Origin of the sequence: Arthrobacter sp. zg-Y919, from assembly GCF_030142045.1 — a bacterium.
In the GTDB taxonomy this organism is placed as follows: domain Bacteria; phylum Actinomycetota; class Actinomycetes; order Actinomycetales; family Micrococcaceae; genus Arthrobacter_B.
This window is the reverse complement of sequence record NZ_CP126242.1, coordinates 1,738,186-1,753,469: the sequence shown is the minus strand read 5'-3', so window position 1 is coordinate 1,753,469 and position 15,284 is coordinate 1,738,186. Positions and strand designations below refer to the sequence as shown.

Annotated in this window: 21 protein-coding genes; 13 read left to right on the top strand and 8 right to left on the bottom strand. The window is 65.6% G+C overall.

Annotated elements, in window-relative coordinates:
• Positions 1-38 precede the first annotated feature (38 nt).
• Entirely contained in the window at positions 39-395 is a 357-nt protein-coding gene (locus QNO10_RS08280; protein WP_229947861.1) for a DMT family transporter, read from the top strand.
• Positions 395-712 carry a DMT family transporter gene (locus QNO10_RS08275; protein WP_229947864.1) on the top strand — a complete coding sequence of 106 codons (318 nt, stop codon included), beginning with the start codon at positions 395-397 and terminating at the stop codon, positions 710-712. Before QNO10_RS08280 ends, QNO10_RS08275 begins: the two co-directional genes overlap by 1 nt.
• A 137-nt stretch (positions 713-849) precedes the next feature.
• Here the strand turns inward: QNO10_RS08275 and QNO10_RS08270 are convergent, their stop codons facing one another.
• Entirely contained in the window at positions 850-1,356 is a 507-nt protein-coding gene (locus QNO10_RS08270) for a CGNR zinc finger domain-containing protein (RefSeq protein ID WP_229947865.1), read from the bottom strand.
• An 83-nt stretch (positions 1,357-1,439) separates the two neighbouring features.
• Here QNO10_RS08270 and QNO10_RS08265 point away from each other — a divergent pair, with 83 nt between their 5' ends.
• The 3 genes from QNO10_RS08265 to QNO10_RS08255 all read left to right on the top strand — a co-directional run bounded on the left by QNO10_RS08265 (position 1,440) and on the right by QNO10_RS08255 (position 4,014).
• Positions 1,440-2,300, top strand: coding sequence for an alpha/beta fold hydrolase (locus QNO10_RS08265; RefSeq protein WP_229947869.1), 861 nt, complete (start codon positions 1,440-1,442; stop codon positions 2,298-2,300).
• A gap of 162 nt (positions 2,301-2,462) precedes the next feature.
• Positions 2,463-3,311 carry a MerR family transcriptional regulator gene (locus tag QNO10_RS08260; RefSeq protein WP_229947870.1) on the top strand — a complete coding sequence of 283 codons (849 nt, stop codon included), beginning with the start codon at positions 2,463-2,465 and terminating at the stop codon, positions 3,309-3,311.
• 136 nt (positions 3,312-3,447) lie between these two features.
• Positions 3,448-4,014, top strand: a complete 567-nt coding sequence (locus tag QNO10_RS08255; protein ID WP_229947872.1) for a hypothetical protein — start codon at positions 3,448-3,450, stop codon at positions 4,012-4,014.
• Between the two features lie 71 nt (positions 4,015-4,085).
• Here QNO10_RS08255 and QNO10_RS08250 read toward each other — a convergent pair whose 3' ends face one another.
• Complete coding sequence (locus QNO10_RS08250; RefSeq protein ID WP_229947875.1) at positions 4,086-5,108, bottom strand: NADPH:quinone reductase; 1,023 nt, start codon at positions 5,106-5,108, stop codon at positions 4,086-4,088.
• 192 nt (positions 5,109-5,300) lie between these two features.
• Here QNO10_RS08250 and QNO10_RS08245 point away from each other — a divergent pair, with 192 nt between their 5' ends.
• Positions 5,301-6,395: an NAD(P)-dependent alcohol dehydrogenase gene (locus QNO10_RS08245; RefSeq protein ID WP_229947877.1), complete on the top strand. Its 1,095-nt coding sequence runs from the start codon at positions 5,301-5,303 to the stop codon at positions 6,393-6,395.
• Positions 6,396-6,473: 78 nt separating this feature from the next.
• Here the strand turns inward: QNO10_RS08245 and QNO10_RS08240 are convergent, their stop codons facing one another.
• A complete protein-coding gene (locus QNO10_RS08240; RefSeq protein WP_229947880.1) occupies positions 6,474-7,046 on the bottom strand; it encodes a TetR/AcrR family transcriptional regulator in 573 nt (190 codons plus the stop codon).
• A 141-nt stretch (positions 7,047-7,187) separates the two neighbouring features.
• Here QNO10_RS08240 and QNO10_RS08235 point away from each other — a divergent pair, with 141 nt between their 5' ends.
• The 4 genes from QNO10_RS08235 to QNO10_RS08220 all read left to right on the top strand — a co-directional run bounded on the left by QNO10_RS08235 (position 7,188) and on the right by QNO10_RS08220 (position 10,365).
• Positions 7,188-7,940 (top strand): alpha/beta hydrolase, encoded by a 753-nt coding sequence (locus QNO10_RS08235; RefSeq protein ID WP_229947882.1) that lies wholly within the window; start codon positions 7,188-7,190, stop codon positions 7,938-7,940.
• A 55-nt stretch (positions 7,941-7,995) separates the two neighbouring features.
• Entirely contained in the window at positions 7,996-8,556 is a 561-nt protein-coding gene (locus tag QNO10_RS08230; RefSeq protein ID WP_229947893.1) for a hypothetical protein, read from the top strand.
• Positions 8,553-9,992, top strand: a complete 1,440-nt coding sequence (locus tag QNO10_RS08225) for a dihydrolipoyl dehydrogenase family protein (RefSeq protein ID WP_229947895.1) — start codon at positions 8,553-8,555, stop codon at positions 9,990-9,992. The genes QNO10_RS08230 and QNO10_RS08225 overlap by 4 nt, the downstream gene beginning before the upstream one ends.
• 67 nt (positions 9,993-10,059) lie before the next feature.
• Complete coding sequence (locus tag QNO10_RS08220; protein WP_229947898.1) at positions 10,060-10,365, top strand: EthD family reductase; 306 nt, start codon at positions 10,060-10,062, stop codon at positions 10,363-10,365.
• A 151-nt stretch (positions 10,366-10,516) separates the two neighbouring features.
• Here QNO10_RS08220 and QNO10_RS08215 read toward each other — a convergent pair whose 3' ends face one another.
• A complete protein-coding gene (locus tag QNO10_RS08215; RefSeq protein WP_229947900.1) occupies positions 10,517-10,822 on the bottom strand; it encodes a hypothetical protein in 306 nt (101 codons plus the stop codon).
• A 168-nt stretch (positions 10,823-10,990) separates the two neighbouring features.
• Here QNO10_RS08215 and QNO10_RS08210 point away from each other — a divergent pair, with 168 nt between their 5' ends.
• Positions 10,991-11,626, top strand: coding sequence for a hypothetical protein (locus tag QNO10_RS08210; protein ID WP_229947902.1), 636 nt, complete (start codon positions 10,991-10,993; stop codon positions 11,624-11,626).
• The gene (locus QNO10_RS08205) at positions 11,626-11,865 is read left to right on the top strand and encodes a helix-turn-helix domain-containing protein (RefSeq protein ID WP_229947904.1); all 240 of its coding nucleotides are present in this window, start codon (positions 11,626-11,628) and stop codon (positions 11,863-11,865) included. The genes QNO10_RS08210 and QNO10_RS08205 overlap by 1 nt, the downstream gene beginning before the upstream one ends.
• A gap of 17 nt (positions 11,866-11,882) precedes the next feature.
• Here QNO10_RS08205 and QNO10_RS08200 read toward each other — a convergent pair whose 3' ends face one another.
• From QNO10_RS08200 to QNO10_RS08190, 3 genes are read right to left on the bottom strand one after another with little or no spacing between them, the layout of a single operon-like run.
• Positions 11,883-12,443: an RES family NAD+ phosphorylase gene (locus QNO10_RS08200; RefSeq protein WP_229947907.1), complete on the bottom strand. Its 561-nt coding sequence runs from the start codon at positions 12,441-12,443 to the stop codon at positions 11,883-11,885.
• Positions 12,444-12,950, bottom strand: coding sequence for a hypothetical protein (locus tag QNO10_RS08195; protein WP_229947909.1), 507 nt, complete (start codon positions 12,948-12,950; stop codon positions 12,444-12,446).
• A 53-nt stretch (positions 12,951-13,003) separates the two neighbouring features.
• Positions 13,004-13,573, bottom strand: coding sequence for a hypothetical protein (locus QNO10_RS08190; RefSeq protein ID WP_229947911.1), 570 nt, complete (start codon positions 13,571-13,573; stop codon positions 13,004-13,006).
• A gap of 260 nt (positions 13,574-13,833) precedes the next feature.
• On the opposite strand from QNO10_RS08190, the gene QNO10_RS08185 reads away from it, so the two are divergent.
• Entirely contained in the window at positions 13,834-14,106 is a 273-nt protein-coding gene (locus QNO10_RS08185; protein ID WP_229947913.1) for a hypothetical protein, read from the top strand.
• 6 nt (positions 14,107-14,112) lie between these two features.
• Here the strand turns inward: QNO10_RS08185 and QNO10_RS08180 are convergent, their stop codons facing one another.
• Positions 14,113-15,282 carry an RNA polymerase sigma factor gene (locus tag QNO10_RS08180; protein ID WP_229947914.1) on the bottom strand — a complete coding sequence of 390 codons (1,170 nt, stop codon included), beginning with the start codon at positions 15,280-15,282 and terminating at the stop codon, positions 14,113-14,115.
• Between the last annotated feature and the right edge of the window lie 2 nt (positions 15,283-15,284).

Below are 15,284 nucleotides of genomic sequence, written 5' to 3'. Positions count from 1 at the left end.
TAGGTCCCACCACACGTCGTCACCGAAGGAACCATTAGATGAGCAACAGCGCGAAAGGGTGGCTGCTTCTGTCCGCAGCCATCCTGGCCGAAGTGACGGCGTCGCTCTCGCTCAAGGGAGCGCTGGACCGTCCCGGTCTCTACGCCGTGGTGGCGGCTGGTTATCTCGGCTCTTTTGTCCTGCTCGCCGTCGTACTGCGCACCGGCATGGCCTTGGGTGTCGCTTACGGCGTCTGGGGAGCAAGCGGTGTCGCATTGACCGCAATCGGCTCCCTGCTCGTCTTCGGAGAGCCGCTCACTCTCCTGATGGGTATAGGTATCGCCGTGGTCGTCGCCGGGGTGCTGTGCGTAGAACTTGGGTCCCAAGCGGCGCATAAGAAAGCCGATACGGCGTAATGGCCTACTTATTCCTGATCGGCGCGATCGTCTTCGAAGTAGCCGGCACCGTCTGTCTCCGCCTCGCCGTCGACCGCAGGCGCTGGTACGGCGGGGTCGCCGTCGGCTACGTGGTTGCGTTCGTCATGCTCACTCTCACCCTCGCCAACGGCCTGCCGTTGGGCGTCGCCTACGGGATCTGGGCGGCGGCCGGCGTTGCCCTGACCGCCGTCCTCGGCAAGGTCCTGTTCAAGGAGCCCTTCACCTGGCTGATGGGTCTGGGAATAGTTCTTATTGCCGGCGGCGTTCTGCTTATCGAACTCGGCGCCGGCCGCTGACCGACAGTAGGATCGGTCCGGCGGCAGCCGCAGTAGGTTTCGGGTTAGCCCTGCTCGCTGCCGTCGACGAACACTTCGGCACCGGCCTGCAGGTGGTCCGCCTGCATTTCTAAGGCAGGGTCCGCCCGAGACTTCGGCTACCGCTCCGCGGCCGCCCGCTGGCGCCCGGCATGGGTGCGGGCCTTCATCCGGTTGCCGCAGACTGCCATGGAACACCACTTGGCGGTGCCCGGCCTGCTCCTGTCAATAAGGAACAGGTTGCACTCGCCGTTGGCACAGGCCCGGAGACGGCCGGGATATTCCTGGACCACGCGGGACCAGGCAAGTGCCGCACAGAAGGCTAGGCGCTCCTCCTCCGGTGCACGCACTTCCCAGCGGAGTCCCTGCGGAGTGACCCGGGGGACCAGGACCCCGTCACCGAGTGCCGATGAGAGGCGGGACAGTGCGTCCCCGGACCCCCGGACCGCGTCCTGCAGGCACTCCCGCATCCGCCGCAGACGTGCAAGCTCGGACGGCGAACCGGTACCCCCATACTGCGCAGCAAGCTCCCTGCCTGATATGCCGGACAGCTCGTCGGTGGGGCGGCCGGCGACGACGGGTGCGCTGTTGAGCACCGCCAGCAGCAGGTCTTCATCCTCGAGCATCGGGTTCCTTTCACGCGGGTGCACGGCAAGGTTTCCATGGTAGCGTCCACGTAACCAGTAAAACCAATGATAGGGGTTAGTCCATGGTTACCGTCCATCACCGCACTGTTTCCGTCAACGGCCTAGACGTGTTTTACCGCGAGGCCGGCACCGTGGATGCCCCGGTGCTGCTGCTCCTGCACGGATATCCCACAAGTTCACACATGTTCCGCCACCTCATCCCCAGGCTCGCCGGGGAATACCGGGCCATCGCACCGGACGCCATCGGTTTTGGCCGATCCGCCGCGCCGTCAGCCGATGAGTTCTCCTACACCTTTGCCTCACTGGCGGATGTAACGCACGGTTTCCTGCTGGAAATCGGCGTGGACGCCTACACGGTCTATACCCAGGACTACGGCGCCCCGATCGCCTGGCGGCTGGCGCTGGCCAACCCGGCAGCGGTGGAAGGGGTGATCTCGCAAAACGGCAACGCCTACGAAGAGGGTTTTGTGCCGGACTTCTGGGCCCCCATCTGGGCCTACGGCGCGGACCCTTCCCCGGAAAACAAGGCGGCCCTGCGCCCAGCGCTTAGCCGTGAGGCAGTTGAATGGCAGTACAAGCATGGCGTCCCCGATCCCACCACCGTGGACCCGGACGCCTGGGAGCACGATCTGGCGCTCCTGGCCCGCCCCGGCGTCGATGAGGCCCAGTTGGCGCTCTTCGGTGACTATCACACCAACCGGGCACTGTATCCAGCCGTCCATGAATGGCTGCGGTCCACCCAGGTTCCGGTGCTTGCCGTTTGGGGAGCGAACGATGAGATCTTCGGTCCCGCCGGAGCGCAGGCGTTCCTTCAGGACGTCCCGAAGGCCCGGGTGGAATTGCTGGACGGCGGCCACTTCCTCCTCGAGTCTCACCTCGATGAGGTTGCGGGCATCATCCTCGACTGGCGGTCAGGGTTCTGACCGGCGGCGCCGGGAAGCATGACAACGACGTCACGGGTGTAATCACGGGCGAGCCTCAAATGTACGGGCCGTAACCCGGTGAGATATTTAGGGTTGCACCTTCCGTAGCGTTATATGCTCCGGTGGACTCACGTCCTGTCCCGGTAAGGAAAGGCCCAGCTCATGCTCTCTCCCTTTAGCTCGCCGCGTCAGGTAACGATCAGTGACGCTGCATCATTCCTCGGCACCACGCCGCAGGCCATCCGTCACTACGAGGAGATTGGCCTGCTCCCCGTGCCCGAACGGGACAGTGGCGACCGCCGCTACGGCCATGAAGAGATGATCCGGCTGCTGTGGATCCAGAAGATGGCCGACGCCGGGATCGCCTTGGATGACATCCGTGACGCCTTCGCCGGCAGGGCTCCTGCCGGTGCCGACAACGACCATAGCGTCGCTGTTGTACAGCGCATGCGCACCCCAGAAGGCAGGATGAGCCTGCTCTCCGACTTCGTCACCAGCCGTCTCAAGGGCCTGCCCGAGGGCTCGCTGCGCCAGGCGGACCTGGACAATCTGCTGGTCATGGAGCGGATCTTCGGCGCGCTCGGTGCGGCCGTCAATGCCGGCAGGTACGTCGCCTTGGCCACCCACCCGGGTCTGCGCGAGGAATCCGACCGCGTTGATGCCGCCGAAGAGGCTCTCGATGACACGATCGCTGTCGACGACCCCCTCGTGGCGCAGGTGGCTGACAAACGGCACGCCTTCGAACTGGTGCTGCAGGCCGTCATCGAGGACTCCGGCCTGGCGCAGAGCGACGAAGAGCTCTTCGACTCCTGGGAGGCATTGCACCCCGCTACCGCTGATGAAGGTGAGGGCGAAGGTGAAAATGAAGCCGGCCAGGGCACTGACAGAGGGGAAAAGTGTGTGAGCCTCGTCGAGGCCGTTGGAATGATGCCCTACGACTTCTCTCCGGCCCGCCTGCGTTGCATGGAACTGGTCCAGGAACTTGCCGCCCACGAGTTACCCGCTTCCTAAGTCGGTCAGTACGTCGGTGGTCGACGCCGCGCCGTGAGCCGGGTGTGCGCCGGCAGACGTACGCACGCCTGTCTCGTGTCCGGCTCATTTGTGTGACCCAGCGCACGCCCTCTAGGGTGGCTGGGAAGGTGATCTAATGACTTCAACGATCCGGGGAATCGATATGGGTATTGGACACATACACACGTTTAGAGGCGGGCTGACGGTGGCGCTGACACTGTCCCTCGGACTGGCGGGGTGCAGCACGGGCCAGCCGAAGGAGCAGGCCGCCACGGCCGCAGCGAGCCCGTCGAAGAGCGCCACGCCGCGCCCGACGGCGTCTCTCACACCTTCCCCCACGGTGTCGGTCACACCTGAACCCTCCACAGCGCCGGTGGAAGCCGCTCCGGCACCGGCACAGACCGGCGTCGTCAACCCCCAGCCGTTGAGCCCGGGGCAGAGCCGGGAGGACCTGATCAAAGCCGGTGTGTCGCCCGAGGAGGCAGCCGCCTGGCCCATGCTGGAGCTGGTGACCGCCGACGGGGCCCAACAAATCGTCGCGGACTCTCTGCAGAACAGCCCGGACCTGATGTATGACGTTTTCGACCTGGGTGACGGCAGCTTCGAGGTGAAGGTGCGGTCTAGGTCCATCATGGCGCAGGGCGGCTCCGGCACCGTGGGAATCTACACTGTGACCCCGACCGGCGGATACTCGCTCAAATAGCTGACGCGTTGCTGCCGGTCCGGGTGGGAACCTGGACCGGCAGCGACCGGTAACGACAGCTGCGGCGGTGCTTAGGCCGTTTCGTCAGCCACGCGGATGAGGACCTTGCCGGTGGTGCCGTTCTCGACGGCGTCGTGCGCGGCGGCAGTTTCCTCGAGCGGGAACCAAGTGAGGGGGAGTCCGGCGGATTTCCCCACGGGCAGGGCGCCGTCCTGCAGTGCGGCGGTGATGTCCTCCGCTGCTGCATGCTGCGCAGCGGAACCCACCGTGTAGATCAGCACACCCTGCCAGCGGACATTCTTCGCGAAGCTCGCAACGATAGGTGCCGTGAACTCCTCGCCGTTGTTGTTGGCGTAGTAGGCGATGCTGCCGTGGTTGGCGATGACGTCCACATCCAGCGCAGCGTTCTGGCCGGGGGACACCTCGACAATCTGGTCGACGCCGTCCGGGGCGATCTCGCGGATGCGGTCGGCCTCCGCATCATCGGGGTAACGGACGATGTGGTGGGCCCCGGCGGCCCGGGCCAGCTCGGCCTTGGCGTCACTGCTCACGGTGGCGATGACGGTGGCGCCCGCCCAGACGGCAAGCTGGATGGCGGCGTGCCCAACGGCACCGGCGCCACCCTGCACCAGGACCATGCGTCCGGCAAGGGCTCCCGGTGCGAGCCGGGCGGGGCCGTCCTCATGGACGGTCAGGGCACGGTGGGCGGTCATCGCGGGTACGCCGAGGCTGGCGGCCACATCAAATCCGATCCCCTCCGGAAGCCGCACCGCGCGGTCGGCCGGCAGAACGGCGAACTCCTGGGCGGTTCCTGTGGGACGTCCATGGGCTGCGAGGTACACCCACACCCGGTCGCCCGTCCGCAGGTCGGTGACACCTTCGCCTACCGCATCGACGACGCCGGCTCCGTCCTGGTTCGGCACCACCTCGGGGAAGGCAATGCCCGCACCGGCACGGGCCTTCCAATCGGTCGGGTTCACGCCGGAGACCGTGATGCGGACCCGGACTTCGCCGGGGCCGGGAGCGGCTGCTTCCCGGTCTACGAGCGAGAGGACGGAGGAGTCACCGGTGCTGGAGTAAACGATTGCTTTCATGGGGAGTAGAAGAAACCGTGCCCGGTTTCTATTCCCGGGAGCGGCCGAAAGGGGGGGGTCTGCCAGTACCCCGGCCTGCGGGGGCACTGGCTGAAGCTTTGAGGGCTCAGTAGATTCGCGACTGACCGGTCCCGACCCTGCCCCGAGTTATCGCCACATCACGTAATCAACTCGTTTCTTGAGGAGCTTGCCATGGTTTTACCGTTTGAGGTTGAGGCTCGCCAGACCCGGACCGTTAGTGCCTACGCTGCGACATCTGCCACCGAACCGCTTGTCGCAACCACGATTGAGCGTCGCAGTGTTGGCGCAAAAGACGTGCTCATCGAGATCGCCTATGTGGGCATCTGCCATTCAGACATACACACTGTCCGGGGTGACTGGGGACCGGTGCAGTATCCGCTGACAGTGGGCCACGAGATCGTAGGGGTCGTCAGTGAAATCGGCGCAGACGTCACACTGCACCAAGTGGGCGACCGCGTTGGCGTGGGGTGCCTCGTCAATTCCTGCCGTGAGTGCGCCAATTGCCGCGCAGGTGCCGAGCAGTACTGCCTTAACGGCAGCACCGCTACCTACGGTGCGGTGGACCGCGACGGGACGATCACCCAGGGCGGATACTCGACGCACGTTGTAGTGGTGGAGGACTTCGTGCTGAGTGTTCCGCAGAGCATCCCTTACGCAGCGGCCGCGCCCCTCTTGTGCGCCGGCATTACGACCTATTCACCACTTGCGCACTGGAATGCCGGCCCAGGCAAGAAGGTGGCCGTCATTGGGATGGGCGGACTCGGCCACATGGCGGTAAAGATGGCGCATGCCATGGGCGCGGAAGTCACCGTTTTCTCGCACTCGCTTAGCAAGCAGGAGGATGGTCTGCGGTTCGGTGCTGAGCACTACTACGCCACGAGCGACCCGGCCACATTCGATACGCTCGCCAACACTTTTGATCTCATCATCAACACGGTGAGTGCGAAGATCGACCTGAATGCCTACCTCTTGCTGCTCGCCCTCGACGGAACCATGGTGAACATCGGTGCGCCGACGGAGGTCCTGCCGATAGAGGTGTACACGCTGTGCAGCAACCGGCGCTCATTCGCCGGCACGGGCATTGGCAGTATCCGGGAGACCCAGGACATGCTGGACTTCTGCGCCGAGCACGGCATCGCGCCCGAGATCGAACTCATAGCCGCCGACGCCATCAACGATGCCTACGGGCGGGTGCTTGCGTCCGATGTGCGGTACCGCTTCGTTATCGACACGGCGACACTTCCGGCAAATGAAGCGGGGCAATAAGCCGCCTCGAAGCCGGCAGCCTCGAGGCGCACCGACGCCGGGCCGCCCGTGCGGGACCCCTTCCGGAATTACCCGCGGCTAGCCGGCCTTGATGACGGCGCGGCAGCTGCGCAGGAAGGATGCGGCAAGTGCGTCGCCGTCGTCGTCCAGGTAGCCGGCGACCATTGCCCCGTCGCGAAGAAGCATCAGATCCTCGGCCACCGCCTTCGGGTCGGCGGGAGCCAGGGGACTGGCGATTTCAGCGAACGCAGCCTTACACCATTCGCGGTGGTCCCTGATGGTTTTACGGACCGCGCTGGCGGAGTCCGGGTATTCGGCCGCGGCGTTGATGAAGGGGCACCCGCGGAATCCGGGCTCACAGGACATGGTGCCTAATTGGCCCGCGATAAGCTGCAAGGTTTTGTCGGTGTCACCGCCGGCGTGTTCCATTGCAGCGCCGATTCCCTCACGCTCAATTTTTGCCCGGCGTTCCAGGTGGGCCACCACCAGGTCGTCCTTGCTTTTGAAATGCCGGTAGAAGGTCACTTTCGTCGTGCCGGCGCGGTCAATTACCTTGTCGACGCTGACCGCCCGCAGCCCCTCGGCGTAGAACAGCTCAGTCGCGGCTTCGACGAGGCGTTCCCTCATCGATACCTTCACAGCCTCCGCCATAAATTTCCTTCCCATTGCTCTTGCGTGCCTCTGTAATCCAGATTACAGTCCTTCGAAGTAGAGTGACTAGTCATTCTACCACCGGCCCGACGGGCCGCTCACGGACCGCCGGGCTTCACCTCCAACGAAAGGACAACCCACATGTTGAACAATTCACCCCTAGTGGGGACCACCACCGATTTCGAAACCGTGCCAACCTCCGACTTGCCGACCATCGTGCTGGTGCACGGTGCATGGGCCGATTCCTCCAGCTGGGAGCCGGTGATCAGCGGGCTCCGGTTTGCAGGATTCCCGGTCCGGGCCATTGCGAACCCGCTGCGGGGCGTGGAACACGACACGGCCTACGTTGCCAGCTACCTGGCGGCGATCGACGGTCCCGTGGTGCTTGTCGGCCATTCGTACGGCGGCGCCATCATCACGAATATCGATACGAGTGCCTTCGACATACGGGCCCTCGTCTACGTCGCGGCCTTCATCCCCGCCGCGGGGGAGACCGTCGGCCAGCTGGCCGCACAATCTTCGACCCCGCTGCCCCTGGTGACAGTCGAGACGCCGAGCGGACCTGAAGTGCACATCAGTCCGGAAGGCTTCCGCGAGGCGTTCGCCGCCGACGTCGACGAGCTCACCGCTGGCGTCCTCGGCATCATCCAGCGTCCGGCAAACATACGTGCGGTCGCGGAACCGATCACCCGTGAGGCCTTCCGCACCGTGCCTGCCTACGTACTGGTCACCACCGCGGACCGGGCCATCGACCCGGACGTGCAGCGGATGATGGCCGGCCGTACCAACGCGGCCGTCATCGAGGTCGAGGCATCCCACGCCGTCATGGTCAGCCTTCCCTCGACCGTCACCGGACTCATCGTCCAGGCCGCGACGCCGGTACATGTCCGCTGACCCCACAAACACTTCCCACACAAACACTTCACAACAGAACGGAACAACGAACATCATGACCACCCTCACGCAGAACCCGCCGGCCATCGCGCCGGCCCTTCAGAAGCTGTACTTCGTCCGCTTCGGATTTGCCATCGTCTGGGCAGTCCTCATTGCGCTGACCGCCTCCACTCTCGGCCCGGTCAGCATCGCCCTGCTCGTCCTCTACCCGCTGTTCGACGTCGGGGCTGCCGTCGTCGACCACCGCGCCTCCCGTGCCACCCGGCCGGGACCGCTGCTCCTGGTAAACATGGCGCTCAGTCTGCTGACCGCCGTCGCCCTCGGTGTGGCGGTCACCTCGGGAGTGCCCGCAGTGCTGGTCGTGTGGGGTGTCTGGGCCGTCACCGCCGGTGCCGTCCAGCTCGCCGTAGCCATTAGCCGCCTGCGGATGGGCGGACAGTGGCCGATGATCCTCAGCGGCGGCATCTCCACCCTCGCCGGCACCGGGTTCATCCTGATGTCCGGCGGATCTTCGGCGTCCCTCACCGGCGTCGCCGGCTACGCCACCCTCGGCGGTATCTTCTTCCTGCTCTCGGCAATCCGGCTGCGGCGTATCGCGAAGGCAGGCGCAAAATGACCGGGACTACTGCAGACGTCATCATCATCGGGGCCGGACCGGTCGGGGAGAACGTCGCCGACCGCATCGTCACCGGTGGGCTGAGCGCCGTGATCGTGGAATCCGAGCTCGTCGGCGGGGAGTGCTCCTACTGGGCGTGCATGCCCACGAAGGCACTGCTGCGGGACGCGGCCGCACTCCGGGCCGTCCGGCAGCTGCCCGGTGCCGCCGCCGCGGTGACGGGGGAACTCGACGTCGACGCCGTGCTGGCACGGCGTGACCGGTTCGCCTCGGACTGGAACGACGACGGCCAGGTCGCCTGGTTGCAGCAGGCCGGCATCGGGCTGGTCCGCGGCCACGGGCGCATCAGCGCCCCGCGGACCGTGGAAGTCACCGGTCGGGACGGCACCGTCAGCACCCTAACGGCACGGCACGCCGTCGTCGTCGCCACCGGCACCAGTGCGGCGGTTCCGCCGATCCCGGGGCTGGCGGACGCTGCTCCCTGGACCAGCCGGGAGGCGGTGTCGGTGAAGAAGATTCCGGAGCGGCTCGCGATCATCGGCGGCGGTGTTGTCGGTACGGAAATGGCCACCGCCTTCAGTGCACTGGGAGCGGCGGTGACGCTCATCGCGCGCGACGGCGTCCTCCCACGGGTCGAGCCGTACGCCGCCGGGCACGTTATTGCCTCGCTCGAGAGCAACGGCGTGCGGGTGATGACGGGCGCCAGTCCCACCCAGGTCACCCGGGATGCCGGCGGAACCGTGCAGATTGCACTGGCAGGCGGCGAGGTCATCAGCGCGGACGAGGTCCTCGTGGCCACGGGGCGCCGGCCCAACACCGGCGGCCTCGGGCTCGAACACCTCGGGCTCGCAGCCTCCGGCTGGCTGAACGTTGACGAGACCCTGCGGGTGACCGGGCCCGGGGGAGCCGTGCTCGACGGCGGGTGGCTGTACGCCGCGGGCGACGTCAACGGGCGGGCGCTGCTCACCCACCAGGGCAAGTACCAGGCCCGGGCCGCGGGCGATGCAATCGTGGCACGGGCAACCGGCGCCCCGGTCGAAGACTTCGCGTGGGGCCGGCATGCGGCCACCGCCGACGTCCGGGCCGTTCCGCAGGTCATCTTCACCGACCCTGAGATCGCCTCCGCCGGACTCACCCTGGCGGGCGCCACTGCCGCCGGACTCCGGGTCCGTTCGGTGGAGTACGACCTGGGAACCGTCGCCGGTGCCTCCCTGCATGCCGACGGTTATGCCGGCCGCGCAGGCATCGTCATCAACGAGGACACCAACACGATCGTCGGGTTCACCGCCGTCGGACCCGACGTGACCGAGCTGGTGCACGCCGCAACCATCGCCATCGCCGGGGAAGTACCTCTTGACCGGCTTTGGCACGCGGTGCCGGCTTATCCCACGGTCAGCGAAATCTGGCTCCGGCTGCTGGAAACCGCAGGACGGTAGACAACCGCCCGGCCCGCACGGAAACTTCTACCACCTTCACCACGATCCCTCGAAAGGAAAGACCGCTATGAGCACCAAGATCACGCTTGTTATCAACAATCCCGCAGACCCCGAGGCCTTTGAGGCTGCCTACAAAGGCATCGCCGACAGTGCCAAGCAGCTTCCGAAGCTGCGCCGGTACGAGGCCGGAAAGGTCTGGCCGAAGGAGGACGGTTCTCCCACTCCTGCCCACCGGACCCTTGACCTGTACTTCGACAGCTACGAGGACGCCTCGGCTGCGGTGACCACCCCCGCCGCGGGTGACCTCTTCGGTCAGCTGACGGCGACCAAGACCACGTTCATGGGCTTGTTTTCGGAGGTGGAAGAGGGCTAGGCGGCGGACTGTTGCCTGCTTTTGACCCGGATTCACTTGGTGTCGATGCCCGTGTTCCCTCACCGGAACACGGGCATCGGCTTTTAAACGGGTCCGGCAGTTCCGGCCAAAGGCAATATCAGCGCCGGATCCGTGAACCGTTAGCCGCCCGCTAGTCCGCGAGAGAATAGTGCGACACCGTGTGGTCACGCTCCAGCAGGAAGCGGTCGTCCTCGGGATAGAAGACGGCGCGGCCGACGTCGGCGCCCGCGAAGGCGCGAATCGCATCGAGCGATACCCACAGCGAGACGGTGACAATCTCGCTGCGGTCCCCGTCCAGGCTGCGGGTGAGAATCCAGGCGCCGAGGTTGCCGGCCGTGGCGCGGTATTCGTTGATCCCGGTTTCCCGAACGTATTCGGCGTATGTCTCAAGGTCATGGCTGCGCACAAGGCCCCGCCATGTCCGCACAGTACTCATGGAGGTCCTTCCGAAGATGGCGGGCTTCCCAATCCGCCCGGTCCCAGGGGCAGGAGCCTAACGTCCGCCGGGTTGGACGGCGAGAGTGAGACTGCAGGGGGTGCCACTGACGCCGGAACCGTGTAGGTTATCGACAATCGGTAATAACGAAAGTCGATATGGGGGACCATGAAGCTGATGAAAGACACCGGCGCCCGGGCAGGCGAAAAGAGAATCGTTTCGCGAACGGACGCGACCGTATTCATGATTGTGGCGGCATTGGCCGCGGTCGTCAGCACTGCCTTTTCAATCTTCGAAATCGCCGGGTACTTCACGGGCCCGGTGACGCTGGAGCTTCCGGTCAGCGCACGGGACCAGAGCGTGGACGGGCTGAGCGCCGGCGTGACGGGGCACTACACAACACTGATGGCTACGGTTCCCGCTCTTCCTTCCGGTCCTGCAGCGCTACTGGCTTGCTCTTCAGCGCTGCGCCAGGCAGGTGTGCTCGCCGTCCAGGCATTGATATTCCTGTTGGCCTATCGGCTCCGCAGCGCGGTCCTGTTCACCGCGGTGTCCGTGAGGATCATCGGTGCCTGCGGTATCGTCTTGCTGCTGGTAGGGACGTTTAGCCAGGGCCTCTACGGAATCGCGTTGCCCCGCGTGGCGGACCTGGTTGTTATGGAGCGGCAGGCGGGCGACGAAATGGTCCTCTTTGAGGGCACGCTGAGCCCTTGGCCGCTGGTCCTTAGCCTCGTCCTGATACTGGTTGCGGGGGTTTTCCAATACGGTCGCCGGATTCAGCAGGATACGGACGGCCTGGTCTAATGCCGGCGGATGATTCCTCGAACATCCACTGCCGGCTCGACGAGCTTCTGGAAGTGCGGGGCATGACGCTGACGGAACTGAGCCGGCAGGTCGGAGTCAGCCTCGTGAATCTGTCGGTGCTCAAGAATGACCGGGCCAAGGCCATCCGGTTCTCCACCCTGACCGCCATCTGCAATGCCTTGGACTGCCAGGTGGGCGATCTCTTAGTGACTGTGCGCGGACGGGCGTCCGGGCAATGACGACGAGGAATGCCACGTTATCTGGGCGGGATCGTCCGAACGATTTCGGCCGCAGCAGCTTCCACAGCGGGATGGTCGAGGGTGAGGATCTCCGGGTCGCCTTCCACGGACAGGGATGTCCAATCCCATAGACCGATCGAAGCCCATTGGGATCCGTAAAAGGACCACCAGGAGACGCCGTCGTGTTGATTGGTCTCAAAGATAGTGCGTGACCATTGTTGCGTTACCGCGTATTCGCGCGTGACGATTTGGCTGGGCCGGAGACCGAGATCCAGAAGAACGCCAGGGTCATCCAGATCAAGCAGCCTTGGTGTACCCACATATTTCACAAGAGCTTTCCGGCTGCCAGCTGGTGCAGCACGCGGAACATCCAGCACCGCCGGTTTCCATATCGGAAACCGCCCCAGTGCTTCCGCGACAGCCGCTTCGGGGTGGGAGCCTACGTACAGCACCAGATAGTCCCGGGTAGGATCGTCCACCCTGCCGTTACCCTGGTCCGGCCACACGAACAGAGGATGCCCGTTCTCACTGGCATCCGTAGCCGAAGGATCCCAGTTCAGGACGCGGTAGAACTCCATTTAGGCGAATGCGCCCTGCTCGTAGGACTTCATCGCGTCAATAAGCCTGGCTGGCCCCTCCTGCGTGAAGACGTCGATGGGCCGCGCCCGTAGGAAAGGGTCGCTGCCCTCGAGCCACAGTGCCGCCTGGTCGGGGGTAAAGGTGGTCAGCAAATGGCCAACCAGTGTATCCAGATCAGCAAGCTTGGCGCGGTTGGTCTCGGACGGGCGGTCGACACCGGCGATCCAGCGGCCAGGCCGGTCCTGAGAAACAGCCAGGAGCTTAGCGGTGACGTTATTACCCAATGCCTCCACCACCCTGCTCGCTACCGCCTGTGGGCCATACGCGTCAACGTCCCTGATCGCCTTCACCTGCACGTTGCGGCCGGCCGGCTTGCGCGGGCGCTTTGGTCGCCCGGAACTAACTACGGAGGTTCCTTTCGGGAGGACACCGCGCCCTTTGTGAATCTCGACGTCCAGGCCGCCGATACGTACCGTGCCGGTAAAGTCCTCTACTGCTGCACTCATAACCCAACAGTAAGTGTTTGGTTGTTCCCAAGCAAGGGTTATGTGTTTCGGAGTCAGCCCTCCAGGTCGTAGACCATCTCCGGGTCGCGCTCGAGGATCCGGTCCCGCATCTCGCGCTTGAGGACCTCCAGATGGGCCAGCTCGGCGGCAGTCTTGTCCGGCTTGGCGGTCAGTTCGATGAATTCGCCCGCGACGATGCCTTCGTCCCGGAGCACGCACGTGACGGTGGCGTCCCCGGCGCTGATTTCGAACACGTAGCGGGCCAGGGTGTTGCCGCGCTCGGGCCGGGCGAGTTCCGGCAGTACGGCGAACCGGTCGCCGGTGACCGCGCGGGTGACGAGCTCGAAGGCGTCCCGGCCGCCGGGCCCGCCGAAGGGAGTGCGGATCCGGATGGCGCGGCGCTCGACGCGGCCGTCCGGGGTGCGGGCGGCAAGCTCCGGCAGCGCCCGGCCGAGCGCTGCGAAGGCATGCGCGACGCCGCCGGGGAAACCCGGGCCGTGGTACTTCATGCAGTCGGCGAAGGTGAAGTTCAGTTCCACGCCGTCCTCCCACACGGTGACCGTGCGTTCGGGGTGGGGGACCGGCGTCGGCTCGGGGCATTCGGGGGCTGCGTGCTTGCTCATGTGGGGTCTTACTCTCGGTGCGGGGGATCTGGCCATCAAAAACTTTACCGACCTGCCGGTTTATGCGCCCAGCCGGGGCTACGCGGAGGCCGGGGACGGTAGTGCAAGGGGTGGTCCCGTCAGGCCCCCGGCTCAACAAGGCCCTGGCTGCGGAATGCCAGGGTGCGTAGCGTCTCCAATAGATCGTCCGAGTCAGCCTTTTGACTACGCGTGACGGCCGCAATGAGTGGACAAGCCCAATACGAGAGGGAGACAACGCCATGTCGACACCGGACAACTATGAGATCGCGCGTCGGCGCGTCATTGCGAAAACGGTCTACAAGGGGGTGGTCGGGCTCTGGATAGTTCTCGCCGCCGTCCAGATAGCCATCTGGTACTTCACGACGCCGGGTGGCTATTTCTGGCCGGCATGGCCGATCCTGGGGATACTCATCGCCGCAGTCGCGTGGGGGATTCCCATTTACACCCGCCGTCCTGCCGTTTCGGACCGGCGTGTTCAAGCCGAACTGGCTCGGATGCAGGGGGACACCTAAGAACAGTTAAGGATGGCGGTTCCCATGAGGAGCATTAAGCCGGGCGGCCTGCAGGGTGAGGTGCTCGCGTTCGGCCAGGTTCGGTGCCAGCAGGGCGGCTTCGGCATAGAGCCTTGCGGCCTGTCCGGCGTCGCCGTTCTTCTCGTGGAGGTACGCCCGCGCCGCGGTGTGCCGGGGGAGTGACGGGTCCAGTTCAGCCAGGGCGGCCAGGCCGGCGCGTGCCCCGTCCGCCTCGCCGACGGCGACGGCCCGGTTCAGTCTCGCGACCGGACTGTCCGTGAGCCGGACCAGCTCGTCGTACCACTGCACGATCTGCGGCCAGTCGGTGTCCTCCGGCTTCTGGGCGTCCGCGTGCAGGGCGGCGACGGCGGCCTGGGTCTGGTATTCACCGAGCCGGTCACGGGCCAGCGCCCGCTGCAGGATGCCTATTCCTTCGGTGATCAGTCGGGTATCCCAGCGGCCGCGGTCCTGCCGTGCCAGCGGGATCAGCCGGCCGCCGTCGTCGGTCCGTGCGGGACGGCGGGCGTGGTGCAGCAGCATGAGCGCCAGCAGTCCCTGCACCTCGGGATGGTCGACGGCGGCGGCCAGCTGGCGGGTGAGCCGGATGGCTTCGGCGGCGAGGTCGACGTCGCCCGAGTAGCCCTCGTTGAAGACCAGATACAGGACGCGCAGCACGGTCGCGACGTCCCCGGGCGTATCGAAGCGGACTGTATTCAATCGGACTCCGGCGATGGTCCGTTTGGCCCGGCTGATGCGCTGGGCCATGGTGGCCTCGCCCACCAGATACGCGGCGGCGATCTGCCGGGTGGTCAGCCCGCCCACGGCCCGCAGAGTCAACGCGACCGCTGAGGACGGGGACAGCGACGGGTGGGCGCAGAGGAAATACAGCTGCAGCGTGTCATCGGTGGAGCCGACGACGCCGGGCGCGGGTTCGGCGTCGGTTTTTAGCTCACGACGACGGCGGGACGTCTCCGCGCGGATGGCGTCCAGGAACTTCCGCCACGCGGCGGTGACCAGCCAGCCCTTCGGATCCCGGGGCGAAGTCGTTGGCCAGGTACGCAGGGCTTCGAGCAGGGCGTCCTGCACCGCGTCCTCGGCCGCGGCGAAGTCGGCTCCGCGGCGGACGAGGACGGCGATGACCTGCGGGGTGAGGACCCGCAGCTGGCTTTCCTCCACGG